General features: G+C 61.4%; 26 protein-coding genes, 4 tRNA genes and 1 riboswitch. Of the genes, 10 read left to right on the top strand and 20 right to left on the bottom strand.

The window, feature by feature from the left end; genetic code table 11:
- Positions 1–14 precede the first annotated feature (14 nt).
- The 4 genes from KO539_RS17440 to KO539_RS17455 form a co-directional block, all read right to left on the bottom strand.
- On the bottom strand, positions 15–2,522 hold the full coding sequence (locus KO539_RS17440) for a TonB-dependent siderophore receptor (protein ID WP_257626343.1): 2,508 nt from the start codon (positions 2,520–2,522) through the stop codon (positions 15–17).
- 112 nt (positions 2,523–2,634) lie between these two features.
- The gene (locus tag KO539_RS17445; RefSeq protein WP_219310735.1) at positions 2,635–3,513 is read right to left on the bottom strand and encodes an NAD(P)H-hydrate dehydratase; all 879 of its coding nucleotides are present in this window, start codon (positions 3,511–3,513) and stop codon (positions 2,635–2,637) included.
- Positions 3,514–3,529: 16 nt separating this feature from the next.
- Positions 3,530–4,294, bottom strand: coding sequence for a histidine phosphatase family protein (locus KO539_RS17450; protein WP_219310736.1), 765 nt, complete (start codon positions 4,292–4,294; stop codon positions 3,530–3,532).
- Between the two features lie 80 nt (positions 4,295–4,374).
- Complete coding sequence (locus KO539_RS17455; protein ID WP_219310737.1) at positions 4,375–5,775, bottom strand: L-cystine transporter; 1,401 nt, start codon at positions 5,773–5,775, stop codon at positions 4,375–4,377.
- Between the two features lie 262 nt (positions 5,776–6,037).
- On the opposite strand from KO539_RS17455, the gene KO539_RS17460 reads away from it, so the two are divergent.
- Positions 6,038–6,415 carry a nuclear transport factor 2 family protein gene (locus tag KO539_RS17460; protein WP_219310738.1) on the top strand — a complete coding sequence of 126 codons (378 nt, stop codon included), beginning with the start codon at positions 6,038–6,040 and terminating at the stop codon, positions 6,413–6,415.
- A gap of 9 nt (positions 6,416–6,424) precedes the next feature.
- Positions 6,425–6,814 carry a hypothetical protein gene (locus KO539_RS17465; RefSeq protein ID WP_219310739.1) on the top strand — a complete coding sequence of 130 codons (390 nt, stop codon included), beginning with the start codon at positions 6,425–6,427 and terminating at the stop codon, positions 6,812–6,814.
- A 3-nt stretch (positions 6,815–6,817) separates the two neighbouring features.
- Here KO539_RS17465 and KO539_RS17470 read toward each other — a convergent pair whose 3' ends face one another.
- Entirely contained in the window at positions 6,818–7,423 is a 606-nt protein-coding gene (locus KO539_RS17470; protein WP_219310740.1) for a YigZ family protein, read from the bottom strand.
- Positions 7,424–7,480: 57 nt separating this feature from the next.
- Positions 7,481–7,747: a hypothetical protein gene (locus KO539_RS17475; protein WP_219310741.1), complete on the bottom strand. Its 267-nt coding sequence runs from the start codon at positions 7,745–7,747 to the stop codon at positions 7,481–7,483.
- 93 nt (positions 7,748–7,840) lie between these two features.
- Between KO539_RS17475 and KO539_RS17480 the strand changes: the two genes are divergently transcribed.
- The gene (locus KO539_RS17480) at positions 7,841–8,611 is read left to right on the top strand and encodes a helix-turn-helix domain-containing protein (RefSeq protein WP_374106453.1); all 771 of its coding nucleotides are present in this window, start codon (positions 7,841–7,843) and stop codon (positions 8,609–8,611) included.
- 155 nt (positions 8,612–8,766) lie between these two features.
- Here the strand turns inward: KO539_RS17480 and KO539_RS17485 are convergent, their stop codons facing one another.
- The 4 genes from KO539_RS17485 to KO539_RS17500 all read right to left on the bottom strand — a co-directional run bounded on the left by KO539_RS17485 (position 8,767) and on the right by KO539_RS17500 (position 11,007).
- Entirely contained in the window at positions 8,767–9,378 is a 612-nt protein-coding gene (locus KO539_RS17485) for a DUF4276 family protein (protein WP_219310743.1), read from the bottom strand.
- Positions 9,375–10,469: an AAA family ATPase gene (locus KO539_RS17490; RefSeq protein WP_219310744.1), complete on the bottom strand. Its 1,095-nt coding sequence runs from the start codon at positions 10,467–10,469 to the stop codon at positions 9,375–9,377. Before KO539_RS17490 ends, KO539_RS17485 begins: the two co-directional genes overlap by 4 nt.
- A 307-nt stretch (positions 10,470–10,776) precedes the next feature.
- Positions 10,777–10,852 (bottom strand) — tRNA-Lys (locus KO539_RS17495).
- 79 nt (positions 10,853–10,931) lie between these two features.
- Positions 10,932–11,007: transfer RNA gene (locus tag KO539_RS17500), tRNA-Lys, on the bottom strand.
- Positions 11,008–11,127: 120 nt separating this feature from the next.
- Here KO539_RS17500 and KO539_RS17505 point away from each other — a divergent pair.
- Both KO539_RS17505 and KO539_RS17510 read left to right on the top strand, forming a co-directional pair.
- Positions 11,128–11,586 carry a MarR family winged helix-turn-helix transcriptional regulator gene (locus tag KO539_RS17505; protein WP_219310745.1) on the top strand — a complete coding sequence of 153 codons (459 nt, stop codon included), beginning with the start codon at positions 11,128–11,130 and terminating at the stop codon, positions 11,584–11,586.
- Positions 11,583–13,082 (top strand): MDR family MFS transporter, encoded by a 1,500-nt coding sequence (locus KO539_RS17510; RefSeq protein WP_257626344.1) that lies wholly within the window; start codon positions 11,583–11,585, stop codon positions 13,080–13,082. Before KO539_RS17505 ends, KO539_RS17510 begins: the two co-directional genes overlap by 4 nt.
- Here KO539_RS17510 and KO539_RS17515 read toward each other — a convergent pair.
- Positions 13,076–14,164, bottom strand: a complete 1,089-nt coding sequence (locus tag KO539_RS17515) for an NADH:flavin oxidoreductase/NADH oxidase (protein WP_219310746.1) — start codon at positions 14,162–14,164, stop codon at positions 13,076–13,078. The two genes, KO539_RS17510 and KO539_RS17515, sit on opposite strands and share 7 nt — an antisense overlap.
- A 109-nt stretch (positions 14,165–14,273) precedes the next feature.
- Here KO539_RS17515 and KO539_RS17520 point away from each other — a divergent pair, with 109 nt between their 5' ends.
- The 4 genes from KO539_RS17520 (at position 14,274) to KO539_RS17535 (ending at position 16,483) form a co-directional block, all read left to right on the top strand.
- Positions 14,274–14,615, top strand: coding sequence for a helix-turn-helix transcriptional regulator (locus tag KO539_RS17520; RefSeq protein ID WP_099404101.1), 342 nt, complete (start codon positions 14,274–14,276; stop codon positions 14,613–14,615).
- A 122-nt stretch (positions 14,616–14,737) separates the two neighbouring features.
- Positions 14,738–15,868, top strand: coding sequence for an acyltransferase (locus KO539_RS17525; protein ID WP_219310747.1), 1,131 nt, complete (start codon positions 14,738–14,740; stop codon positions 15,866–15,868).
- Positions 15,869–15,951: 83 nt separating this feature from the next.
- On the top strand, positions 15,952–16,224 hold the full coding sequence (locus tag KO539_RS17530; RefSeq protein WP_219310748.1) for a BrnT family toxin: 273 nt from the start codon (positions 15,952–15,954) through the stop codon (positions 16,222–16,224).
- On the top strand, positions 16,184–16,483 hold the full coding sequence (locus KO539_RS17535; protein WP_219310749.1) for a BrnA antitoxin family protein: 300 nt from the start codon (positions 16,184–16,186) through the stop codon (positions 16,481–16,483). Before KO539_RS17530 ends, KO539_RS17535 begins: the two co-directional genes overlap by 41 nt.
- Positions 16,484–16,528: 45 nt before the next feature.
- On the opposite strand, the gene KO539_RS17540 is transcribed toward KO539_RS17535, so the two are convergent.
- From KO539_RS17540 to ybgC, 9 genes are all read right to left on the bottom strand, one after another.
- Positions 16,529–16,604 (bottom strand) — tRNA-Lys (locus KO539_RS17540).
- Positions 16,605–16,693: 89 nt separating this feature from the next.
- Positions 16,694–16,769 (bottom strand) — tRNA-Lys (locus KO539_RS17545).
- Between the two features lie 67 nt (positions 16,770–16,836).
- A complete protein-coding gene (gene ybgF, locus KO539_RS17550; RefSeq protein ID WP_035826081.1) occupies positions 16,837–17,595 on the bottom strand; it encodes a tol-pal system protein YbgF in 759 nt (252 codons plus the stop codon).
- Positions 17,596–17,729: 134 nt separating this feature from the next.
- Complete coding sequence (gene pal / locus KO539_RS17555) at positions 17,730–18,251, bottom strand: peptidoglycan-associated lipoprotein Pal (RefSeq protein WP_034786578.1); 522 nt, start codon at positions 18,249–18,251, stop codon at positions 17,730–17,732.
- Positions 18,252–18,294: 43 nt separating this feature from the next.
- Positions 18,295–19,563, bottom strand: coding sequence for a Tol-Pal system beta propeller repeat protein TolB (gene tolB, locus KO539_RS17560; RefSeq protein ID WP_374106454.1), 1,269 nt, complete (start codon positions 19,561–19,563; stop codon positions 18,295–18,297).
- 5 nt (positions 19,564–19,568) lie between these two features.
- On the bottom strand, positions 19,569–20,579 hold the full coding sequence (gene tolA / locus KO539_RS17565; protein ID WP_225243579.1) for a cell envelope integrity protein TolA: 1,011 nt from the start codon (positions 20,577–20,579) through the stop codon (positions 19,569–19,571).
- A gap of 48 nt (positions 20,580–20,627) precedes the next feature.
- The gene (locus tag KO539_RS17570) at positions 20,628–21,068 is read right to left on the bottom strand and encodes an ExbD/TolR family protein (RefSeq protein WP_223278896.1); all 441 of its coding nucleotides are present in this window, start codon (positions 21,066–21,068) and stop codon (positions 20,628–20,630) included.
- 15 nt (positions 21,069–21,083) lie between these two features.
- Positions 21,084–21,773, bottom strand: a complete 690-nt coding sequence (tolQ, locus tag KO539_RS17575; RefSeq protein WP_034759183.1) for a protein TolQ — start codon at positions 21,771–21,773, stop codon at positions 21,084–21,086.
- A gap of 47 nt (positions 21,774–21,820) precedes the next feature.
- Positions 21,821–22,222: a tol-pal system-associated acyl-CoA thioesterase gene (gene ybgC, locus KO539_RS17580; protein ID WP_046682324.1), complete on the bottom strand. Its 402-nt coding sequence runs from the start codon at positions 22,220–22,222 to the stop codon at positions 21,821–21,823.
- A gap of 315 nt (positions 22,223–22,537) precedes the next feature.
- Positions 22,538–22,662: riboswitch (ZMP/ZTP riboswitch) on the top strand.
- Positions 22,663–22,773: 111 nt separating this feature from the next.
- Between ybgC and glyA the strand changes: the two genes are divergently transcribed.
- Positions 22,774–24,021 carry a serine hydroxymethyltransferase gene (gene glyA, locus KO539_RS17585; RefSeq protein WP_035826086.1) on the top strand — a complete coding sequence of 416 codons (1,248 nt, stop codon included), beginning with the start codon at positions 22,774–22,776 and terminating at the stop codon, positions 24,019–24,021.
- The last annotated feature ends 12 nt before the right edge of the window (positions 24,022–24,033 follow it).

Below are 24,033 nucleotides of genomic sequence, written 5' to 3' on the forward strand. Positions count from 1 at the left end.
CGCTTTCCGTGTCTTTAGAAGGTGTAGCTGAGCTTGGCGTAGAAATACGCGCCGTTCACGCCGATGGGGTTGATGAAATTGTAGGGCAGGGCGCCGCCATACGTGGCGTTATTCGTTTCACGCACGCGCTGCGGATAGCGGTCGAGGATGTTGTTGCCGCCCACACTCAAGGTCAGCTGCTTGCTCAGTTTCAATTGGCCTTCCAGGTCCAGCGACCAGACGGCGCCGAAGCGCTGTGCGGGGATGCCGTCGATCAGGGGCGCGTCGCTGTCGTACGAAAAATCTTTCAGCTCGCCAAAGCGCGTGGCGCGCGCCTGCACGCCCCAGCCGGCCGCCTGCCAGTCGGCGCCGAGTATCAATTTGCTGTTGGGGGACGCATGTTTGATGCGGAACAAACTCGTCTCCGTCAGCAGGGTCAGACTTGGATCGATATTGGACAGCGCGGCGGCACTCTGGCGTACCTTGTCGAGGCTGGTCTTGTTCAGGTTCAGCGCCGCGTTCAGGTTCAGCTTGCCTGACGTGAACGACAGGTCGTGGTTCAGCACCACGTCCAGGCCCTTTGTGCGCGTGTCGAGCAGGTTGGCCAGGTAGGCGACGGACTGGATGTCGCTGCGGCCATTCGCGGCCAGGTAGGCCGTGACGGCGTCGCTTTGCAAGTCGCTCGAGCGCGTGATGCGGTCGCGGATGCGGATCACGTAGGCATCCACCGTCACGCTGGTGGCGGCGGCCGGTTTCCAGGCCAGGCCCAGCGAGACGTTGGTCGATTTTTCAGGTTTCAGCTGTTGCGCGCCGAAGCTGCGCGCCAGTGGGTCGCTGGCCGGCAGCAATGCCGCCGTTTGCAGGGCCGTGCCATCGGCGTTGAAGTTCAGTGTGGCGAAGCGGAAGCCCGTCTGCACGAGGGCCGGTGCGCGGAAGCTGTTCGACAGCGAGCCGCGCACGAGGAAATTATTCGTTACTTTATAGCGCGTGGACAGCTTGCCCGTGCTGGCGCTGCCGAAGTCGCTGTAGTCGGAATAGCGTGCGGCGGCGCCCACCAGCAGGCGCGGCGTGAGGTCGCTTTCCACGTCCGCATACACGGAGCGGATTTGCCGGCTGCCGTCATAGGCGTCCGATGGACGCAGGCCCGGTCCCGCCTGCGCGCCCGGTGGCGCATCCGTGAAGCTGCCGGCCGCGTACGAGGCAGGGTCGCCGGCCGAGCTGGTGTAGGTTTCGCGCATCCATTCGGCGCCCACCGCCACGCTCAAGGGGGCGGGCAAGCCGATGTCGATGCTGCGCGTGGCATCGAGGTTCAAGGCGTTCTGGCGGAAGTCGAAACCGGCCAGCCCGAAACGCGTGGGGCTGGCCGCGCCCAGCGAGGCGTTGACGGAGTGGCTCACTCCGTAGTCAAAGCGGTCGCTGCCGTGGCGCGCGCTGGCGTCCCAGTTCCACTCGCCCGCGCTGCCGCGTACGCCGGCGACGATGCTGAGGTCGCGTTTGTCGCCATTGGTGACGGGCCGGTAGCCGTTCGGATACAGGGCCAGTACATTCGACGGGTCGCCCGGATAGCGGAAGTAGGCGCTGCCGTCCGACTTGCGTTCGTTCAAGGTGGCAAACGAGTACAGGTCGAGGCCGTTGGCCAGGGTGAGCTGGGTGTTGTAGAACAAATAGTTGTTGCGCTGGCGCGAGTCGCCGGACTTGAACACGACCTTGCCGTCGAGCGCCTGGTCGGCTGGCGTGAAGTTGTAGGACGTCCAGCCCGCGTCGCTGGGGCCGGCCCGTTCCGTGGGCGAGCGGCGCCGCGTTTCCGCGCCGAAGCGGAAGAAGCCCGCTTCGCCCAGCGGCACGCCATAGTCGGCGTTGACAATGACGGTCTGGCCATCCGTCAGGGTTTGATCGGTCGGCTCGAAATGCGTGTGGTTGGCGCCATAGCTGATGGAAGCGGCGCCGCCCGTGCGCGCCTTTTTCAGCACGATGTTGATCACGCCCGCCACGGCATCGCTGCCGTACTGGGCGCCGGCGCCGTCGCGCAGGATTTCGATGTGGTCGATGGCGTTCGGCGGGATGGCGTTGATGTCGACCGGCACGGTGCCGGCGAAGCTGCTTTCCGTGTCGAGCACGGCGCTCGAGTGGCGGCGCTTGCCGTTGATCAGCACCAGCACCTGGTCGGGCGCCAGTCCCCGCAACTGGATGCCGCGCACGGAGTCCGACGCGCCGCTCGACTCGATGCGGGGGAAGTTGATCGACGGCGACAGGTTTTGCAGGGCCGCGCCCGCGTCGCCCGTCGACAGCGCATTGCTCACTTCGCGCGCGCCGAAACGGTCGATGGGCACGCTGCTGTCGAAGACGGTGCGGTTGCGCGCGCGCGAACCGACGACGGTGACCTGGTCGATGCTGGCGCTGGCCGTTTCAGAGGCGCCGCCGGTGGTGGTCTGCGCGTCCTGTGCCCAGGCGGGCGCCGTGCCCAGCATGGCGCAGGCCAGCACGATGGCGCGCAGCGGCGTGGCGGGAAGGGAAGGCGTGGTGGTTGAATGGCGCGGATACAAGGCGGTGTCCTTTGGGCTCGATTAGTGTTCGTGTGGAAACAGTTGCAATGAGCTTAAGGGAGGCGCCCGCCGGCGCTAACGATTCTTTCTGGATATGCTTATGCTGTTGTTTTTATGCCGCCAGATTGCGCAGCAGGGCGGGAATCTCGGCCGGGATTTCACGCGCCAGATAGCCGAGGATGCCGAAGCGCAGGGCCAGTTGTTCGCCCGCCAGCGCATGCAGGGCGATGCCCCAGGCGCACGCCTGCTCCAGCGGCGCGCCGCGTGCGGCCAGGCCCGTGATGATGCCGGCCAGGGTGTCGCCGGAACCGGAAATGGCCAGGCCGATATTACCGCCCGCATGTGTCCAGCTGGTGCCATCGGGCATGGCGAGGACGGTCAGCGCGCCTTTCAGGGCGACGATGGCGTTCCAGCGCCGCGCCGCGTCCGTGGCGCAGGCATGCGGGTCGGCCAGCACGGCGTCTTTTGACAGGCCCATCAGCTGGGCCAGTTCACCCGCATGCGGCGTCAGCAGCACGGGCTGCTCGAAGCGGAAGTGCGGGGGCTTGCGCACGACCTGCATGGCGCAGGCGTCCAGGATCAAACGACTGCCGGCAAACAGGGGCAGCAAATGGCGCATCAGTTCGCAGCTGGCGGCCGTGTCGCACATGCCTGGCCCGACGAGCACGGCGTCCACCTTGCCGGCCAGCGGCGCCAGCTGATGTTGCGCTTCATGGCGGAAGCCGCCCAGCGCCGTTTCGTCCAGGCCGATGACCCGCGCCTCGGGCATGGCGACGGCCACTTGCGCCGCCACTGACGCGCCCGTCGCCAGGGTCAGCTTCCCCGCGCCCGCGCGCAGCGCGGCCGTGGCGGCCAGCAAGATGGCGCCCGGCATTTCCGCCGAGCCGGCGACGATCAGCAAATGGCCGCGTACTTCCTTGTCGCCGCCGGGCTGGGGCATGGGCAGGGGCCAGGAACGCAGCAGGGTGGCGGTGATGTCGGTGGTGTCCATGCATGCCTCCGAAGAACTAGGATTTGGGCGCGGCCGGCATGTCGGGCTGGGCCGTGACGGGTGTGCCCGATTCGACCAAAGGCGCGACGAAGTTGCACAGGTCCAGCTGCAACTTGCCGCGCTTGCCCAGGGCGGGGTTGAAAGCATACGAGGTGACGCCGCAGTTGGGCACGTCGGCCGCCTTGTCGATGGCCAGGATGGCTTGCTCGTCGCAGCGTTCCAGCAGGTAGCGGAAGCAATTGACGATGACCTGGTGGCCCACGATCAGCACCCTTTCGCCGCGGTATTCGCGGGTGATGGTGTCGAGCACGCTGCGCAGGCGCAGGATGACGTCGCACCAGCTTTCGCCGCCTGGCGGGCGGAAATAAAACTTGCCCACGTGCTGGCGCTGCTCGTGCAATTCCGGGTATTTGCTGGCGATGCCGTGCACGGTCAGCCGGTCGAGGATGCCGAATTCCTTTTCGCGCAGGCGCTCGTCGGCCACCACGGAGCTCAAGCTGTCCGCATCGATGCGCGCCAGCACGGCTTGCGCCGTCTGCTGCGCCCGCACGTACGGCGAATACAGCACGACGGTCGGTTGTTGTTCAGGGGGAAGTGTAGCGAACCAGTCGCCCAGGGCTTGCGCCTGGCGCGTGCCCAGCTCGGAGAGGGGGACATCGACATCGCGCTCGGCGATGGCGATCAACAATTGCTTTTCCGCTTCGGCGGCATCGCGCGCCACGTTGCCGGCACTTTGGCCGTGACGCACGATCCAGATTTGCTGCGGCCATTTCTGTTCCATCGCCTTGCGCCTTCCTCTGCATTTATTGTGAATCAATATAGAGGAAAGCGGCAAGGCGCGGCGCGCCGCTGGATACGTTCTTAGGCTGTGTGTTCCGCCTCGTCCAGGTCGGGCGCATCGTCGCTGTTGTAGACGGCCAGGTCGGTCTGCCCCATGACCCGGCTGGTGACGGTGCCAGCCGTGATCGAGCCGCTCACGTTCAGGGCCGTGCGGCCCATGTCGATCAGCGGTTCGACGGAGATCAGCAAGCCGGCCAGTGCGACGGGCAAGTCCATTGCCGACAGCACGATCAGGGCGGCAAACGTGGCGCCGCCGCCCACGCCGGCCACGCCGACGGAACCGATGGTGATGATGGCCAGCAGCGGCAGCAGGAAGCTGACCGTGAAGGGATCGACGCCGACTGTCGGGGCGATCATGACGGCCAGCATGGCTGGATAGATGCCGGCGCAGCCGTTCTGGCCGATGGTCGAACCGAACGAGGCGGCGAAGTTGGCGATGCCTTCCGGCGTGCCCAGGCGCTGGGTTTGCGTTTGCACGCTCATCGGGATCGAGCCGGCGCTGGTGCGCGAGGTGAACGCGAAGGCCAGCACGGGGAAGACTTTTTTCACGAAGCGCAGCGGATTGAGACCCACGCCGGCGATGATGGCCAGGTGCACGAGGAACATCAATATCAGCGCGCTGTACGAGGCGACGACGAAGTTGATCAATTTTAAAATGTCCGTGTAGCTCGACGAAGCGACCACTTCAAACATCAGTGCGAACACGCCGTACGGCGTCAGGCGCAGCACCAGGGTGACCATGCGCATGACGATGGCGTGCGCCACTTTCATGAAGTTCTCGAACGAGGCGAAGATTTCCGGCTTTTTCGCGGCGATGCCCGTGGCCGAGATGCCGATGAAGATGGAGAACACCACCACGGCGATGGTCGACGTCTTGCGCGCGCCCGTCATGTCGAGGAAGGGGTTGGTCGGCACGAAGCTGACCAGCAGTTTCGGCAGGGACAGGGCTTTCGCCGTTTCCAGCGATCCCTGCAGTTGCACGCCGCGCGCCACTTCGGCGGCGCTCGACGTCAGGCCGACAGCGGTCAGGCCGAACAGCTTGGCCATCAGGATGCCCAGCGCGGCGGCGACGGTCGTGGTGATGAGCAGGGTGCCGATGGTCAGCGCGCTGATCTTGCCCAGCGAACTCGCGTCCTTGAGTTTCAGGATGGCGGAGATGATGGACACCATGATCAGCGGCATGATGATCATCTGCAGCAGTTTGACGTAGCCGCTGCCGACGATGTCGATGTATTCATTGGTGCCCGCAATGATGGGCGAGCCGGCGCCGTACAGCCACTGCACGGCCGCGCCGAGCAGCACGCCCAGGCCCAGGCCCGTGAAGACGCGCACGGTAAACGTCGCGTGTTTGCGTTGCTGGTGGAACATGAAGGCGAAGACGAGCAACGCAACGAGCAGGTTCAGGATGATGTTAATTGCCATGAAGGGGCCTTATCTTGGTTTTATTCGAGACTGCACGGAGCACATAAACTGTACTACAACTGACAGCTGCCCCAGCCCGGGGCGGAAGGGCAAGCACTGTACAGTACTATGGTGGCGTTTTGCGCAATACCGCTGCGAATATTACGCTATATAAATATGCTTCACAGGTATAAGCCTTGTGGCTGATTGTGAAATTAGCTATTTCGTGCAAGCATGCTTTTCCCGTTTGCTAATATGCGCCAGACTATTTGATAGGAAGAAGATGAATGCATTAACTGAAGTACAAGTGCTCGATGCGGAAGAGCGCTTGCGCCTGGCCATGATGGCCTCCGACGTGGCCGCGTTGAATGTCTTGCTGGCCGACGACTTGTTGTTTACCAATCACCTGGGCCACTTGCTGAGCAAGCATGCGGACCTGGCCGCGCACGAGCAGCGCCTGCTGGCCATCACGGATCTGCGCGCGTCCGAGCGCCATGTGCGCATCAGCGGCAACGTGGCCGTCGTCTCTGTGCGCATGCAGCTGACGGGCACCTATCACGATGTTGAAACGCATGGCGACTTCCGTTTTACGCGCGTCTGGGCGCAGGATGCGGCGGGCGCGCTGCAAGTGGTCGCCGCCCATTCCGGCGTCGTGGCTTGAGGAGTATCAGTGGATCATCGTTCCAAAGGGCAGCTGTTTGAAGCTGTCATCGCCGCCGGCCCGGCCACCCTGGCCATCACGGCCGGCTATCCGGTGCTGTTGTACAACCTGGTGCGCACCTGGGCCGCCGCCCCCGGCGCCAATGCGCTGGCCGCGCTGCTGCTGACGGGCGGCGTGTGGGCCTTGCTGGAGTTCTGGCGCATCGCGCTGGCCACCGTGGCGCGCAAGGCATACGCGTTCAACTGGCGCTTCTGGCTGGCCATCGCCGGCTTTCTTGGCTGTTTCGTGCGTTTCGTGCCGGACATGCCGGCCGGACTGATGCTGCTGTTGCTGGTGCTGCCGGCGCTGGCGTGGACGCATTTCATCTTGCTGCAGATCAAGCGCCCACCCAATTTGTAAGTTTTATTCTTCCTCTTCGGCTTCCACTTTCAGCCAGGCTATCCGCCCATTGCCCGCTTCATGCAGATGGGCGAGCAGGGCGGTGGCCGCCGCTTCCGCCAGGCTGAAGTCGAACAGCACGTGCTCGCCGTGTTCCACGCTCAGCAAGGTGGCGCCGGCGCCATCGAGTTCGCGGCGCAGCATGCCTTCCATTGCATATGGCACTGTGCAGCGCAGGGTACGCTGGCGCACGATGGCCGTCTTTTCCGCCTGCAACAGCGCTTGCGCCACGCTGTCCGTGTAGGCGCGCACCAGGCCGCCCGCGCCCAGCTTGATCCCGCCAAAGTAACGCACGACGGTCGCCAGCACGCCTTCCAGGTCCTGGTGGCGCAGCACGTCGAGCATGGGCCGCCCGGCCGTGCCGCTCGGTTCGCCATCATCGACGGCCGCCGATTGCCCACCCGCCAGCAAGGCCCAGCACACATGGCAGGCGCCCGGATGCTGCGCCTTCAAGTCATTGACCACCTGCTGCGCGCTGGCGCGGTCCGTCATCGGTTGCACGCAACCGATGAAACGGCTTTTCTTGATGATCAGTTCGCTGTGGACGGGGGTGGCAATGGTAAACGGCATGGCGGGTGCGAAGGCGGGCAAAGCAGCATGATAGAGGAAATGCGCGCCGGGGACGAGTCAGTCCGCTCGCGCTGTGGGGGCAGCCACCAGTTCGCGCAGCGCCGCATCGCGCACTTGCACAATATCGAACAGTCCCAGCGCGTGCAGAGCGGGCAAGGCGTCGACAATGTCGCGCTCGGCGACGGCCTTTTCGTCGATGCCGCTGGACTCGTCCAGCCATACCTTGGCATTGGCGAGGAAGGCGCCCACCGTGCCCTTGCGTACGGTCACGCCATTGAACTGGCCCTGGTTTTGTTGATCCGGCAATACGTCTTCTGCGCGCATGGTGAACTCCTGAAATAGTAAGAGACTCCACTGTATGATGGCTGGATTGTCTTGCCTGCGTTGTTTATGTCATTTGATACGTCAAATCCGCCAATCTTGTCGCCATCGCTGCCGCTGCGCGCCATGCGCATTACCCAGCCGCAGCAGCGGGTGACGGCGGCGCACCGCCACGCCAGCGGCCAGCTGTTCGGCGCCATGCGGGGCTTGCTCTCCGTTGCCGCCGACAGCGGGCAATGGGTGGTGCCGGCCAGCCACTGCGTGTGGATGCCGCCCCATCACGTCCATGCGTTGCGTTCGCATGGCCCGTTTACGGGCTGGAGCGTGTATATGGACGAGGCCAGTTGCGCCGACTTGCCCGCCGCGCCGTGCGTGATGCGCGTCTCGGGCCTGCTGCGCGAAGCGGTGGGCCGCGCCAGCGCCTGGGAAGATGGCGCGCTCGATACACGGCAGGCTCGGGTGGCGGCCGTGATCCTCGACGAAATCGCCGCCGCGCCGCACGAGCCCTTCGGCTTGCCCCTGCCCACGGACCCGCGCCTGCTGCGCGTGGCGCGCGCCATCCTCGATGACCTGGCCGACGAGCGGGGCGTGGAAGCGCTGGCCGCCTGGGCCGGCGTCTCGCCGCGCACCCTGGCGCGCCGTTTCACGATCGAGACCGGCTTTACCCCCTCCGCCTGGCGCCAGCGCGCCCGCATCCTGCGCGCCCTGGAATTATTGGCCGCCGGCCAGCCGGTCACGACGATTGCGCTGGAACTGGGCTACGACAACGTCAGCGCCTTCATTGCCATGTTCAAGCGGGTGATGGGGGTGACGCCGGGCAGGTATGGGGAAGGGCATGGCAGTGAATCGAGCAATATCGGTGTTTGATAAAGCAGCAACTTGCTGCAGATAGAGACGGCCAAGGCTGAAATTGTGTACTGGCGCGGGACTTGCCCCCGATCCGCGTGCGATCCGCGATCCGCCATTTGGCTGGCAACAGTGTCGAGGGTCAGGTCTCGATTGGATCGAGGGCGTACCGGTAGTTACAATGGTGGTGGTGTCCCAAATGATTCAAGACGCCTCAGCCAGACATTGAACCGCGGACATTGCGCGCGAATCTCAGCTAGCCCTACTAGTTCGATAATTTCTGGTCCATGCAGCTTTTTGTCATAATGTGAAAACAATGCTTGCAGTCGATGCGACGGGCTTGTTTCGACGCTGTCGTTGACCTTTTCAGGTGATCCGGATTTACGTACTGCTTCCTGCATGGCCGCTAAACTTAGGGCGCTGCCGTCAAGCCATTCCACTGCCTGTGTTGGAGCAGCAAACAACAAGGCTTCAAATTCGTATTGCTGGACGTAAGGAATAAAGCGCTGTTGCTGAGCGATGTTTACCAATTCCAGAATGTCATTCTCCAGTTCAACAATCGTGCGATTTCCACGGCCTTTGAAACCGTAGAAGTCAAAAAACGTGCTGACAATATCGAATGCGCCGAATAGTGCGGGTAGATTGGTTCTTATCTTGTCGAGACTGATGTTGCCGCGCAAGTCGATGGCTACCGTGTGAAAGCCGAAGTGTGTCAGGTGAGGGCGCACTATTCTATTGACGAATTCGCGCTCTGTTGCGCCTTCAGTGCTAATTCCTAAACGCCTCATTCAGGAGTTCCTCCAAGAACATTCATTTCCCAGACATCTCCTAGCCTGTATTGCTCAAGCCACGACGATACCTCCGTTTGTTGAAGTCGCCGGAATTGTGAACCATTGCTGTCCTGGTCAACGATCACCATATCCTCCCAGCTAAATTGGTTGGCAAGAGTGACTGACTGTGTAGAGGCAATAATCTGGGTGTTTTCGCTAGCTGAACGCATCATTCCTGCCAGCAGTTGCATCGCAAAGGGATGCAAGCCAAGTTCCGGTTCGTCCAGCAAGATCATGGTGGGCAATGATGGTTGCTGGAGCAAGGTGGTCATGCAGATGAAGCGCAAGGTTCCATCTGACAGCATTGTCCCATCGAAGTAGTCATCACTCCCCTTGTGCTTCCAGCGTAAACGAATCATGTCATTTGCTTCGGGTTGAAAGATGAAGTCACTGAAATAAGGCGCTACCCGCTGAACCGTGCGTACTATGCGCTGGTAGTTTTCCGTATCCTTGATGTGATTGAGGAAAGCTGCAAGATTTTCGCCTTGCGACATCAGGCGTTCAGTTGCATGGATGCTGTAAGTGCCTTTTACCTTGGCTGTGTCACTCGTATCATGGAAATGATAGACCTTCCAGTCCTGCAGGTAGGCTGCCACATATTGTGCTGGAGTGGCAGAGCCCGGTTGGGGCAATCCTGTTTCCTGTGCCCCGGCGCTAGCCAGAGGGCGACTTTTTGTGCCTCCTGCATAGCCGACCTCATCCCCATGAAATAAGGCGAACTCACTTGCAAACACAAGCGTATCATCATTGGTCGGAACCAAAGTGGTGCGGTAGCTGTTAGGCCGAAAATGTAAATCAATAGTGAGCTTGTCCGTGACCTTGCGTCCGAAATATAGTGTGCGGTCTGCCCCATTTAATTGAGTGCGGACGTGTAGTTGGAGTTCCTTCTCCAAAAGCTTGTTCATGAATTTGAAGAAACTAATGAAGTTGGATTTTCCCGCGCCATTGGCGCCGATCAATATATTGAGTGGCGAGAGGTCGAGGCTTAGTTGCTTAATCGAGCGAAATCCCGATAGCTCGATATGTTGTAACCGTCCTAGTTTAGCCATTTGAGGCATCTTTCAGAATCTGTCGTCTCTAGTATCTTAATTTCAGTCATTTTGCAGTACGACAAGGTATTTCGGATGAGGCGTGAGGAGGGTAGGATATGTCTTGGTATCACACTATCTTAGCGTATCTAGCTAGTCATGACATGAAAACCAATCTAGCGTTTTTACCGCCCCACCCATCGAGCGGGAACCAATCGTAGCATTGTTCGCAGGGGGAGCTGCAAAAGTGTCAGCTAGTGAGTGAAGATGCTGACGTAAAAAAGGCTTTCCCGCGCAAACGGGAAAGCCTGATTTTTGCTACGGTATTTGGTAGGCCGTGCGGGATTCGAACCTGCGACCAACGGATTAAAAGTCCGCTGCTCTACCAGCTGAGCTAACGACCCAAAAACTTGACTACTTACTGCGGTAACACTGTGCGGTACGTGGCTTGCCATGGCGGCAAGTAAGCGGACTGCAAATTCTTGGTAGGCCGTGCGGGATTCGAACCTGCGACCAACGGATTAAAAGTCCGCTGCTCTACCAGCTGAGCTAACGACCCAAGGGCGGCTATTATGACGGCCAACGGCGGTTTTGGGAAGGGCAGGGATGGAAAAAAGCCTTGCGTGGTGTCCGGGTACGGCATAATATGGGTAGATAGACTACCTACTTATATGTGCCCATGCCCAATACTGAAGACTTCCCCATTCCCGAACGCGCGCTGGCGCTGTCCGATGACTTGCGCCTGGCGTTCAAGCGCCTGCTGCGCTCCATGCAGCGCGAAGGGGGCGAGCTGGAAGGCAGTGTGTCGATGATGCAATACATGCTGCTGGCGCTGATTCACGAGCAGCCCGGCATCGGCGTGGCCGCGCTGGCGCGGCTGCAGAATGTGCGCGGGCCCACCGTCAGCGCGCAAGTCAAGTCGCTCGAAGAAGCGGGGCTGGTCGAGCGCAGCGCGCCCGATCCGCAGGACCGGCGTCGCTCGGGCTTGCAGGTGTCCGCGCAAGGCTTGAGCATGCTCGAAACCTTGCGCGCGCGCCGTCGTGATGCGCTGGCGCGGCGCATCGCCCGCTTGTCGCCGCAGCAGGTCGATGCGCTGGCTGCCGCCATGCAGCCCCTGCTTGAGATTGGCCAGGCATGAGCGGCCACGATCACGCCGCAGGTGCTGAAAAAGATGCCGCGAAACCCGTCACCGAGCGCGAAGTGCGCGCCATCTACCTGGGCCTGATGGCCGTGCTGGGCCTCGGTGCGCTGGACCAGAGCATCGTCGCCACTGCCTTGCCGCGCATCGTCGACGACCTGGGCGGCATGGCGCATCTGTCGTGGGTGGTGACGGCGTACGTGCTGGCCTCGACGGCCACCATGCCCCTGTACGGCAAGCTGGCCGACCAGTACGGCCGCCGTCCCATGATCTTCACGGCCCTGCTGACCTTTTTGCTCGGTTCCGTGCTGTGCGGGTTGGCGCAGAACATGACGGAGCTGATCATTTTTCGCGCCATCCAGGGCCTGGGTGCGGGCGGCTTCATGCCGCTGGCGCAAATCATTATTGGCGACATCGTGCCGCCGGCCGAACGGGGCAAGCGCCAGGGCATGGTGCCCATCGTGTATGCCGTCACCAGCGTGCTGGGCCCCGTGCTGGGCGGCGTGATTACGGATGCGTGGTCGTGGCACTGGATTTTCTATGTCAACCTGCCCATTGGCGCGGCTGCCTTTGTCATCATCGCGCGCGCCATGCGCAAACCCGTGCGCACGCATGCACACCAGATCGACTATCTGGGATCGGCATTGCTGACGGGCGCCGTCACGGCGGCCCTGCTGGTGCTGGCGCTGGGCGGCACCGAGTGGCCGTGGGATGCGCTGGCCATCAAGGTGTGCGGCGGCGTTGCCGTGCTGCTGGGCCTCTGGCTGGCGGTGCACGTGGGCCGGGTGGATGAACCTGTGCTGCCGCCCGACCTGTTCGAGAACCGCACCTTCAATATCGCCAGCCTGGTGATGGCCGTGACCTTCATGGGTCTGATGGGCGCCAGCGTCTTCTTCCCCCTGTTTTTCCAGCTGGTGATGGGCACGAGTCCGGCGGAGTCCGGCGTGATGACGGTGCCGATGATGGTGGGGCTGGTGGCCTCGTCGATCTTCAACGGCCGCGTGCTGTCGCGCTCGGGCAAGTACAAAATGGTGCAGGTGATGGGATTGGCCGTGGCGCTGCTGGCGTTTGCCGTGCTGGCCTGGGGCATGGAAACGTCGCGTGGTTACTGGGTCATCGAGCCGGCCATCTTCCTGCTCGGCACGGGACTGGGACTGGTGATGCCGAACATGACGATTGCCGTGCAAAATGCCTTGCCGCTGGCGCGCCGCGGCGTGGGTACGGCCATGCTGGCTTTTTTCCGCTCGCTGGGCGGCTTGCTGGGCGTGACGGCGTCCGGCGCCATCCTCGCGCATCAGCTGCACAAGCACGGCGTGGAAGCGGTCTCGGCGCTGGGCGCGCAGGCAGCGATGCAGACGGTGGACGTCTACCGCCATGCGATCGCCAGCGTGTTTGGCGCCGGCGCCGTGTTGCTGCTATTGGGACTGGTCTTCTTGTTGTTCCTGCCGGAATTGCCCCTGGAGGGGCATCCGGCGACGGTCAAGGACGATCAGTAGCGCTCGAGCCAGTGCGCGTACGGCGCCGGCAGGGTCCACGAGGCGCGTTCCACGCCGAGTTCCTTGGCGGCAAAATATGCCCAGTGCGGATTGGCCAGGTGCGCCTTGCCCACCATCACCACGTCCAGCTGCTCTTCCTTGACGACGCGCTCGGCAATGGCTGGCGTGCCGAAGCCCCAGGCGGACGAGACGGGAACGCCCGCTTCGCGGCGCACGCGCTCGGCAATCGGACCCATGAAGGCCGGGCCCCACGGAATCGATACGTCGGGAATGGTAAAACCCATGCTGACGCTGATCATATCCATGCCGGCATCCTTGAACTGGCGCACGAGGCCGATGGATTCAAGCAGGGTTTGCTCGTCGCGGCCGTCGAATTCCAGCACGCCAAAGCGGATCGTCAACGGCAGGTGTTCGGGCCACACTGCGCGCACGGCTTTCAAGGTTTCCAGCAGGAAGCGGCTACGGTTTTCCAGGCTGCCGCCATAGATATCGTCGCGCTGGTTCGAGTGGGCCGAGAAAAAGCTTTGCGCCAGGTAGCCGTGGGCAAAGTGCAGCTCCAGCCATTCGAAGCCCACTTCACGGGCGCGCACGGCCGCGTCGACGAAGTTCTGTTTCACGCGGGCGATATCGTCGAGGTCCATGGCGCGCGGCACTTTCGGCAGGCCGCCGCCAAAGGCGATGGCGGACGGGGCGATGGTTTGCCAGCCGCGCGCGTCGCCTTCAGGAATGTGGTCGTCGCCTTCCCATGGGCGGTTGGCGCTGGCCTTGCGGCCCGCGTGGGCGATCTGGATGCCGGGCACGGAGCCGGCCGCCTTGATGGCTTTGACGACAGGCACGAAGGCTTGCGCCAGGTCATCGTTCCAGATGCCCGTGCAACCGGGCGTGATGCGGCCTTCCGGCGCCACGGCCGTCGCTTCGACGATCACCAGGCCGGCACCGCCACGGGCCATGCCCGCGTAATGCGACAGATGCCAGTCGTTGGCGACGCCATCGACGGCCATGTACTGGCACATGGGCGGCACGGCAATGCGGTTGCGCAGGGTGACGTTTTTGAGGGTGTAGGGCTGGAAGAGGGCGGACATGGTGGCCTTTGTTGATGGTGGTGTATGGAAAGTATGGAAATGCTGATTCGGTAGTTCGTAAATATTCGAAGAATGGAATTAGTATAGCGCATGCTGTATGATTCTGCTCATGCGCCCACACAAACATCCTCCCGCCAGCGAATTCGTCCTTGAAAGAGTGCTATACGCCTTGAGCGATTCCATTCGCCTCGACATCGTGCGCCACCTGGCCAGAGTCGACGCGGCCGCTTGTGGCGACCTCGACGGTGGGCGGCCGAAGTCGACCGTTTCCCACCATTTCAAGGTCTTGCGCGAAGCGGGCCTCGTCTACACGGAAAACGCGGGCACGACGCACATGAACACCTTGCGCCGCGCCGATATCGAAAGCCGCTTTCCCGGCTTGCTGGACGCCATCCTGGCGCAGCAGCCAGTGGCGCCCGAGGCGCCGGACGCGGGCGGGCGGGGAGTCTAGCCGCCTGCCGTGCCCCGCCATTTGCCAGGCTCGGCTATGATGTCGGCCTTTCGGTAAATCCTCAGCCGCGCGCCTGTTGCGCGATGGGCTGGCGACACTACCTGGCACGGCAAGGATAGGGAATGACGGCAGCAGCAGTGGTATCACAGGCGGATCTGGCACATCGTCCGCAGTTTGGCTGGATCAATGGTTTGAAGGCAGGCGCGGCGCAGTTGATCGTGTTGCACCACCTGGCGTTTTACGGACCCATGTCCGATTACGTGCAGCCGCTGTGGCCCGAGTTGCTGGGTTGGCTGGGCGGCAGCGCGCGCATCGCCGTGCAAGTGTTTCTCGTCATCGGCGGCTTTCTGGTCGCCAAATCCCTTTCGCCAGCCGGCCATCCCGGCATCGCCGCCCCGCTGCAGGCGATCTGGCGCCGCTATGCCAAGCTGGCGCCGCCATTCCTGACTGCCACCTTGCTCGCGGCCATCATCACGCCCGTGGCAGGCATCTGGATGCAGCACGACTCCATGTCGGCCGCCGTCACCCTGGGTCAGCTGAGCGCCCATGCCTTGCTGCTGCACGGCGTGCTGGGCTATGAATCGCTGTCGGCTGGCGCCTGGTACGTGGCCATCGATTTCCAGCTCTACCTGCTGACGGTATCGCTGCTGTGGCTGGGTGGCCGCGTGACGGGCCATCGGCGCGGGCACTGGCTGATGCCGCTGGCCGTCACCGTGGGTATCACTTTTTCCTTGCTGTATTTCAATATCGACGCGGACTGGGACAACTGGGCGCCGTATTTCTTCGGTAGCTATGGCCTTGGCATGCTGGCCTGGTGGGCCAGCGACCCAGCCCGCAAACCAGGTGCCATGACTGTGCTCATGGCCATGGCCGCCGTGCCCGTCCTGCTGGCCCTGGCTGTCGACTACCGCAGCCGCATCGCCCTGGCCCTGATCGTCGCCTGTGCCCTGTTCCTGTTCGGCCGCGCCCGCACGCCGTCCCACGGCGGCGCCTGGAACGTCATCAACGCCCTGGGGCGTATTTCATATGCTGTCTTCCTCGTGCACTTCCCCGTCAGCCTGCTGGTGAATGCGCTGTTTATCAGCTATGTCCCGCTCGAGCCGGAGTGGCAGGCGCTGGGCATGCTGACGGCCTGGGGCGCCAGCCTGGCGGCCGGTGCCGCGTTTTACCGCTGGGTGGAGGTGCCGCTGGGGCGGGTGATGGGTGGCGTGGTGGCGCATCTGGCGGGGAGGCCGGCATTGGCGTCGCGTTAAGGGTGGCGATGTAGCAGTCCCGATGGCGCCCTTGCCCGTGAAATAGGGCTGGCTGTTTCTATTATTTGTTACTACAATAAATAATGAGAATCACTTTTGATGCTGCCAAGCGTGAAAAGACGCTCAGGGAGCGTGGTCTCGACTTTGCGCGTGCGCGTGTAGTGTTTGACGGGCTCACCATTACGCTGCCGGACCAGCGCCAGGACTACGGCGAACCCCGCTTCATCACTGCAGGCTGGCTCGATGAGCGCCTGGTCGTACTGGTCTGGACGCCGCGTGGCCTGGCGCGCAGAATCATCAGCATGAGGAAGGCAAATGAACGCGAAATCGACAAATACAAGCAAGGCCTGGGTTGACCCCGACGACGCGCCTGAATTGACGGATGGTTTTTTTGAGCAAGGCGTCTGGCAAGTGGGCGACAAGCCCGTTTCCCGTCCCGAGGCGCAGCAAGAAATGGTGCGCCGCCGTGGCAGGCCTGCGGGTAGCGGCGGCAAGGTCAGCACGACCATACGCTTCGACGCTGAAATTCTCGACGCGTTCAAGGCCACCGGTGATGGATGGCAAACGCGCATGAATGATGCGCTGAAGGAGTGGCTGCGGGCGCGGCGGGTCTAGAAAACAAAAAAGCCAACCGCGAACGGTTGGCTTCTCTGAAGTATTTGGTAGGCCGTGCGGGATTCGAACCTGCGACCAACGGATTAAAAGTCCGCTGCTCTACCAGCTGAGCTAACGACCCAAAAACTTTTTACAACAACTTCGGTAACACTGTGCAGTAAAAAAATGCTTGCTATAACAACTCGCAAGCAGATCAGTACTGCGTATTCGTGGTAGGCCGTGCGGGATTCGAACCTGCGACCAACGGATTAAAAGTCCGCTGCTCTACCAGCTGAGCTAACGACCCGAAGAAGAAAGATTATAGGGGGTGCCCGGGATTCTGTCAAACCTAACGGGCAACTTTTTCCCCGCTTTTACTTTTTACCGGCCCGTTCCTTGGCGGCCTGGGCCGCGCTGGAGTCCGGGTAGCGCGAGATCAGGGCGTTCAGCGTCTTGGTCGCGTTCGGCTTGTCTTTCAGCTCCGTGTAGCAGCTGGCGATGTTGAGCATGGCGTCGGGCGCCTTCGGGCTGTCCGGGTAGTGTTTCAGCACTGCCTGCTGGGCCGTGATGGCGCTCTTGCAGTCGCGCTGGGCGTAATAGGCGTTGCCCAGCCAGTATTGCGCGTTGGCAGCGTAGGCCGATTCCGGATAGCGTTTCACAAAGCCGTCCAGGGCCGTCACGGCGCCCTTGTAGTCGCCCGACTTGAACAGGCCGAAGGCGGATTCGTATGAACTTTGCTCGGATACGCCCACGGCCGCTTCCTGGCCGTCGATGGTCACCTGGCGCGGTTCGAGCTTGCGCAGGCGCGCGTCGATGTCGGTGTAGAAATCCTTCTGGCGCTTTTGCACATTCGCCAGGTCGTTGCCCAGCACTTCGATCTGGCCGCGCAGGCGGGCGATCTCTTGCATGGTCTGGTCGTGCTGGTTGATCAGGCTCAAGGTGCTGGTCTTGTCCGCCTTGGCGTCGATGCGGCTGTTCAGGTCACGCGCCATGGCGTCGACCTTGGCGCGCAGCTCGAGGATGGCCTTGCGTGCTTCGTCGTCATCGAACAGGGCGGCGTTGGCGTGCAGGGGCAGGTAGGCAAACGCGGCCATCAAGGCGGCGGCGACGCCGGCTTTCGAGAATGTCATCATGGGTCGGGCTTTCTAAGGTTACGCAAACATGCAAACGGGGCGCCGGGCGGTGAATCACCGCGCTGCGCCCCATTATTATGCCTATGACTGGCCAGTTAGGTAAGCGTCAATGCTGCCGCGCTCACCTGTCAACATCAATAAACGATGTCAGCGCGGCGGTTTTCTGCCCATGCTGCTTCGTTGCTGCCTTGTGCTTTAGGCTTTTCTTTGCCCAGCGACACGGCTTCCATTTGGCCTTCTGGTACGCCCAGAGCTGCCATCGACTTGCGCACTGCTTCAGCACGTTTCTGGCCCAGGGCCAGGTTGTACTCAGCGCCACCGCGTTCATCGGTGTTACCTTGGATCAGGATCTTGCGGCTAGGCGTTTTCACCAGGTAGCCAGCGTGGTTTTGCACAACTGGGGTGTCCGCTTCGCGCACGACGTATTTGTCGAAGTCGAAGTAGATGCTGCGGTTAGCCAGCACGCCTTTTGGATCGTCCAGTGGATCGACCGATGCGGTCGTCACTGGCTGAACTTGACGGGTGTCAACTGGCGCAACGACTTTTTCAGGAGCGCGCTCAACCACTGGGGTCTCGGCTACTTTGACTGGGGTGCTGCAGGCGGACAGCAGGGCTGCGGTAGCGGCGATGAAAGCCAAACTTTTAAAGTTACTCATTTTTATTCTCCGGGTCATGGTTAAAGGTGAAACTGTACAGCATTTACTTCATAAAAGGACCCCAGGTGGGCTCCTTGATATTGCCAGCTTGCGTAGTCAAACGCTGTTTGACGCGGCCATCCACCGATACCACTGCCAGCGACTTGCGTCGTCCGGATTCGGTCGCGTACATGATATATTTCCCGTTGGGCGAAAAGCTCGGTGATTCGTCGTTGGCGGTGTCCGACAGGCGCAGTTCCTGGCCACTAGCCAGGTCGAGCGCGTAGAGCTGGAAATTGCCGTCGCGACGGGAAATATAAGCAAGTGTCTTCCCGTCGGACGAAATCCGCGGGCTGATGTTGTAGGAGCCGCCAAACGTCACGCGCTTGGCTTCGCCACCGCTGGTCGACATGCGGTAGATTTGTGGTCCGCCGCTGCGATCGCTGGTGAAGTAAATGCTTTGGCCATCGGCCGAGAATTGGGGTTCCGTATCGATGCCGCTGCTGGTGCTGACGCGGCGCAAGCCGCTGCCGTCGGCATTGACGGTATAGACCTGGGTATGACCATCGCGCGACAGGGCCACGGCCAGGCGTGAGCCGTCCGGGCTCCAGCTCGGCGCGGAATTGCTACCTTTTTCATTCGAGACGATGGTGCGCTGGCGCGTCACCAGATTCTGTACGTAGACGATCGGCTTTTTCTTTTCAAACGACACATACGCGACCTTGGTGCCGTCCGGCGACCACGACGGCGAAATGATCGGCTCGTTCGAGCGCAGGGCGACCTGGATGCCTTCGCCATCGGCGTCGGCGATTTCCAGGCGGTATTCGCGGCCCGATTGCGTGACGTAGGCGATGCGCGTGGCGAACGCGCCCTTGACGCCCGTCAGCTTTTCATAGATGTCATCGGCGATCTTGTGCGCCAGCAGGCGGTTGAACTGCGGCGCGGCCGCATTGTTCATGCTGGAAATCTGCGCGCCCTTGATGGTGTCGAACAGCTTATAGCGCACGTCCAGGCGGCCATCGGCCATGCTTTGCACGGTGCCGGCCGCCAGCGCGTCGGCGCCGCGCGACTTCCATTGCTCGTAGCTGACGGGCGCCGTTTCCGATACGGGCGCATCGGCGTCGATCAGCTTGAACACACCGCTGCGCGCCAGGTCGGCCTTGATAATGCCGGACAGCGATTGCGGTGCGGCCGATTCATTGACGAAGCTGGCGACAGCCACCGGGATCTGGTTGCTGCCGATCCCCGTAATCTCCACGCGCAGCTGCGCCTGGGCGCTTGACGCTCCCAGCATCAGGCCGGCGCAGAGCACGACATAGCTCATTTTTTTCATGGTCATCATTTAGGCAAATCCTTCATCTCGAATATGAGTTCAATCTCGCGTTCCACGGTGCCGTCTTTTTTCTTCGGCAGTGGCGACGATTTATTAATGGCGTTTTCCACCGAGCTGTCATACGCCGGCAGGCCGCTACTTTTAATCTTTCGGACCGAAATAATTTCCCCAGTTGGCAGTTGCTCGATCTTGAACACGGCGCGCGGGTTGCCCGGCACGTCCGTGCTACCGCTGTACGCGATATTGCTCTTGATCTTGCTCGTCAGGGCAGCGACATAGCCGCTGTCCTTGCGTGGCGCGGTCGATTTCTCGGCCGTGCCTGTCGTGCCGGCGCCCGCCGCACCCGTGATGCGGCTCATTTCCGCAGCGCGCGCCTTGTCGGCGGCTTTTTTCTCTTCCGCCGCTTTTTTCGCCTTGGCCGCTTTTTCGGCCGCCGCTTTTTTATCGGCCAGTTCTTTCTCGGCTTTTTCTTCCGCCGCTTTCTCTTTGGCTTCCTTGGCTTTCTCCAGCTTGTCGGCCTTTTCTTTCTCCAGCTTGTCAGCCTTGTCTTTTTCTTTCTGCTTCTGTTTTTCCAGTTCGCGCTTTTCTTCCTCGCGTTCCTTCAATTCCTGCTTGCGACGTTCTTCCGCTGCCGCTTTGTCTTTTTCTTCTTTCAGCTTGGCCTTCTTGCGCTCGAGTGCGATCTCCGCTTCGCGCAGGTCGACCTTCGGCTCGGGCGCGGCCACGGGCGGCGGCGGTGGCGGGGCCGGCTGTTCCACTTGCGGTTGCGGCGGCGTTGGTGTCGGCTCCGGTTCCGTCGCCACTTCAGGCGGCGGCGCGGCCGTCTGCACTTTCATGTCCCAAACTTCCGCTTCGACGGCGACAGGTTCCGTATTTTGCCAGTGTACGCCCACCCACAGGAAAAACAGCAGCCCAAGGTGCATCGCCAGCGCCAGGCCCAGCGAGGGCCAGCGGCTGCGTTCGCGCGGCACGCTGTAGGGCTTGCCGAGTACATGGTCGATTTGTTTGTTCTGCAAAGTCTAGTCTATCTAAAAACGGTCAAGTCTGGAAACAGGGTGCTGCGCTTACTTGGTGGCCAGGCCGACTCTGGTAATGCCCATCTTTTTCGCTTCCGAAATGAGCTGGATCACATCGTCGTACTTGCTTTCCTTGTCGCCCGCGATCATCACGGGATAGTCGGGATTGCTCTCGTGCAAACCGCGCAGCTTGCGCAGCAGGGCGTCGCGGTTCGGTTCCGTTTCCGGCGACAGCTGTTCTTTGCCGATGACGCCAATCGACAGCGAACCATTCGGTTTCAGCACGATCTGAATATAGTCATCAGGCGGTTTCGCCGACTTTTCCGCGTTGGGCAAGTTCACCACGCTGGGATTGTTCGACGACGGCATCACCATGAAAATGATCAGCAGCACCAGCATCACGTCGATGTACGGCACGACGTTGATCTCGGACTTGAACTTGCGGCCACGGCCGCCGCGCATGCCGCCGCTATTGAATGAGGAACCCATGGACGCTGCTCCCTCTTAGCGCGACTGGCGCTGCAAGATGTTGGAGAATTCCTCGACGAAGCTCTCGAAGCGGATCGCCAGGCGGTCGATGTCATGCGAAAAACGGTTGTAGGCGACGACGGCGGGAATGGCGGCGAACAGGCCGATGGCGGTGGCGATCAGCGCTTCGGCAATGCCGGGCGCGACGGCGGCCAGGGTGGCTTGCTGCACGTTGGCCAGGCCGCGGAAGGCGTTCATGATGCCCCAGACGGTACCGAGCAGGCCGATGTAGGGCGAGACGGAGCCGACGGAGGCGAGGAAGGCCAGGTGCGATTCGAGCACGTCCATTTCACGCTGGAAGGCGGCGCGCATGGCGCGGCGTGCGCCGTCGAGCACGGCGCCGACGTCCAGCGCTTCACGCGAACCGTAGGAAGCCTTGCCCTTGATGAATTCGCCCATACCGGCATCGAAGATGCGGGCCAGCGCGCCGCTCTGGTCGCGGTTGCCGCTGGCGTTCTGGTGCAGCGCATGTAGGTTGCCGCCGGCCCAGAAGCTGCGTTCGAATTCGATGGTTTGCTTGCGCGCCTGGCGCACGGCAAACATCTTGCGGAAAATGTAGGTCCAGCTGGTCAGGGAAATCAGCAGCAGCAGGGCCATGATCAGTTGCACGATCAAATGGGCATTGGAGATGAGCGCGAGGAAAGAAAGATCTTGTGTAACGTTCATTGGCTGGCAGTCTGTTGGGTGAATTGTCCGGGGGTGGCGGGTAGGGCTCAGGCGGCGCGCATGCGGGCCGCGACTGCATCAGGCACGGCGCGCGGGCGCAGTGCCGAATCGACGCAGCCGATCTTGACGCGGGCCGTGTTGAGCAGGCGGTCGCCGCACCAGGCTTGTTGCAGGAAAACGATGGAGGCGCGCCCCATTTTTTCTATACTTAAGGTTAATCTTACCGTGTCATCGAGCCTGGCTGGCGCATGATAGTCGGCGTTGACGCTTTTGACAACGAACATTGCATCGTGCTGCTCCAGCAATTCCTGCTGGCCCACGTCGATGGCGCGCAGCCATTCGGTACGCGCGCGTTCGAAGAATTTCAGGTAGTTAGCGTAATAGACGATGCCGCCGGCGTCGGTGTCTTCATAGTAGACACGTACGTTCCAGGTAAAGACTGAAGGCATGTTTATTGCGCCAGTAGTGAGATTGAGCAACATTTTACGCGATTTTTCTTCTTGTGACTGTGGGCGCTTGCTGGAAAGCCATGCAAAAGCTGCATATAAGTTGCACCGCAGCATTGTAAATCCGGCGTGTGCAATGGCAAGCTTCGTAACATACGCTTACATGCCATGGCCAGGTTTAAGTCCAGCTTAAAAGCCGCAGCCATGCCCCGGGGCAGCTTGTGGCCGCACTCCGGCTGGGGTGGCGCGCGGCGATTATAGCCGCACGGTTGCATTCCTTGCTCAATTTGGGCACTTAACTTACAATTTGGCTTCCATTACGTCTCACGTGACTGGCGAAAAGTCGGGCGATCTCCATGAATGGTGATCGGCAAACCGGCGAAAGGTGGGCATCCACCGGGAAACGTGAGATTTTTCATCAGCCGTTCGCCTGGGTAGCCACTATGGAAAAGCACGAAGAGGCTGCCTGTCCAATGTTGTTATTCACTTAACGCCGGCTCCCCTCATTCGATCCAACCTGCCAGTACAAGCACCCTCATACTTGGAGTTTTTACATGTTTGCAAAAGATCACAACCTCGCCAACGTCGATCCTGAATTGTTCGCCGTCATTCAAAAAGAGAATACGCGCCAGCACGACCACATCGAACTGATCGCGTCGGAGAACTACACGTCGCCAGCCGTAATGGAAGCGCAAGGCTCGCAGCTGACGAATAAATATGCCGAAGGCTATCCAGGCAAGCGCTACTACGGCGGCTGCGAATACGTCGATGTGGCCGAGCAACTGGCCATCGACCGTGTCAAGCAATTGTTCGGCGCCGAATGCGCGAACGTGCAGCCGAACTCTGGTTCGCAGGCGAACCAGGGCGTGTTCTTCGCCATGTTGAAACCAGGCGACCTGATCATGGGTATGTCGCTGGCCGAAGGCGGTCACCTGACCCACGGCATGCCGCTGAACATGTCCGGCAAATGGTTTGACGTCGTCTCCTACGGCTTGACGGCGGAAGAAGACATCGACTACGAGGCGATGGAACGCCTGGCCCGCGAACGCAAGCCAAAACTGATCATCGCCGGCGCATCCGCGTTCTCGAAAAAGATCGACTTCGAACGCTTCGGCAAGATCGCCAAGGAAGTTGGCGCCTACTTCATGGTCGACATGGCCCACTACGCCGGCCTGATCGCCGCCGGCCTGTACCCGAACCCGGTGCCGTTCGCCGACTTCGTTACTTCGACCACGCACAAATCGTTGCGCGGCCCGCGCGGCGGCATCATCCTGATGAAGGCCGAACACGAAAAAGCCATCAACTCGGCCATCTTCCCTGGCATCCAGGGCGGCCCGCTGATGCACGTGATCGCCGGCAAAGCTGTCGCCTTCAAGGAAGCGCTGAGCCCTGAATTCGTCGAATACCAGAAGCAAGTGATCAAGAACGCCGACGTGCTGGCGAAAACCCTGATCAAGCGCGGCCTGCGCATTGTTTCCGGCGGCACTGAATCGCACGTCATGCTGGTCGACCTGCGCGCCAAGAACCTGACGGGCAAAGAAGCCGAAGCCATCCTCGGTTCCGCGCACATCACCTGCAACAAGAACGGCATCCCGAACGACCCGCAAAAACCATTCGTCACCTCGGGCATCCGCCTGGGCAGCCCGGCGATGACGACGCGCGGTTTCAAGGAAGCGCAAGCGGAAGAAGTGGGCAACCTGATCGCCGACGTGCTGGACAATCCGCATGACGCCGCCACCATCGAGCGCGTGAAAGCGGCCGTGAAAGTCCTGGCCGACGCGCACCCTGTGTACGCTGCATAATTATTTGTCCAG

Origin of the sequence: Janthinobacterium sp. NKUCC06_STL (genome assembly GCF_019345455.1) — a bacterium.
Taxonomy (GTDB): domain Bacteria; phylum Pseudomonadota; class Gammaproteobacteria; order Burkholderiales; family Burkholderiaceae_D; genus Janthinobacterium; species Janthinobacterium rivuli.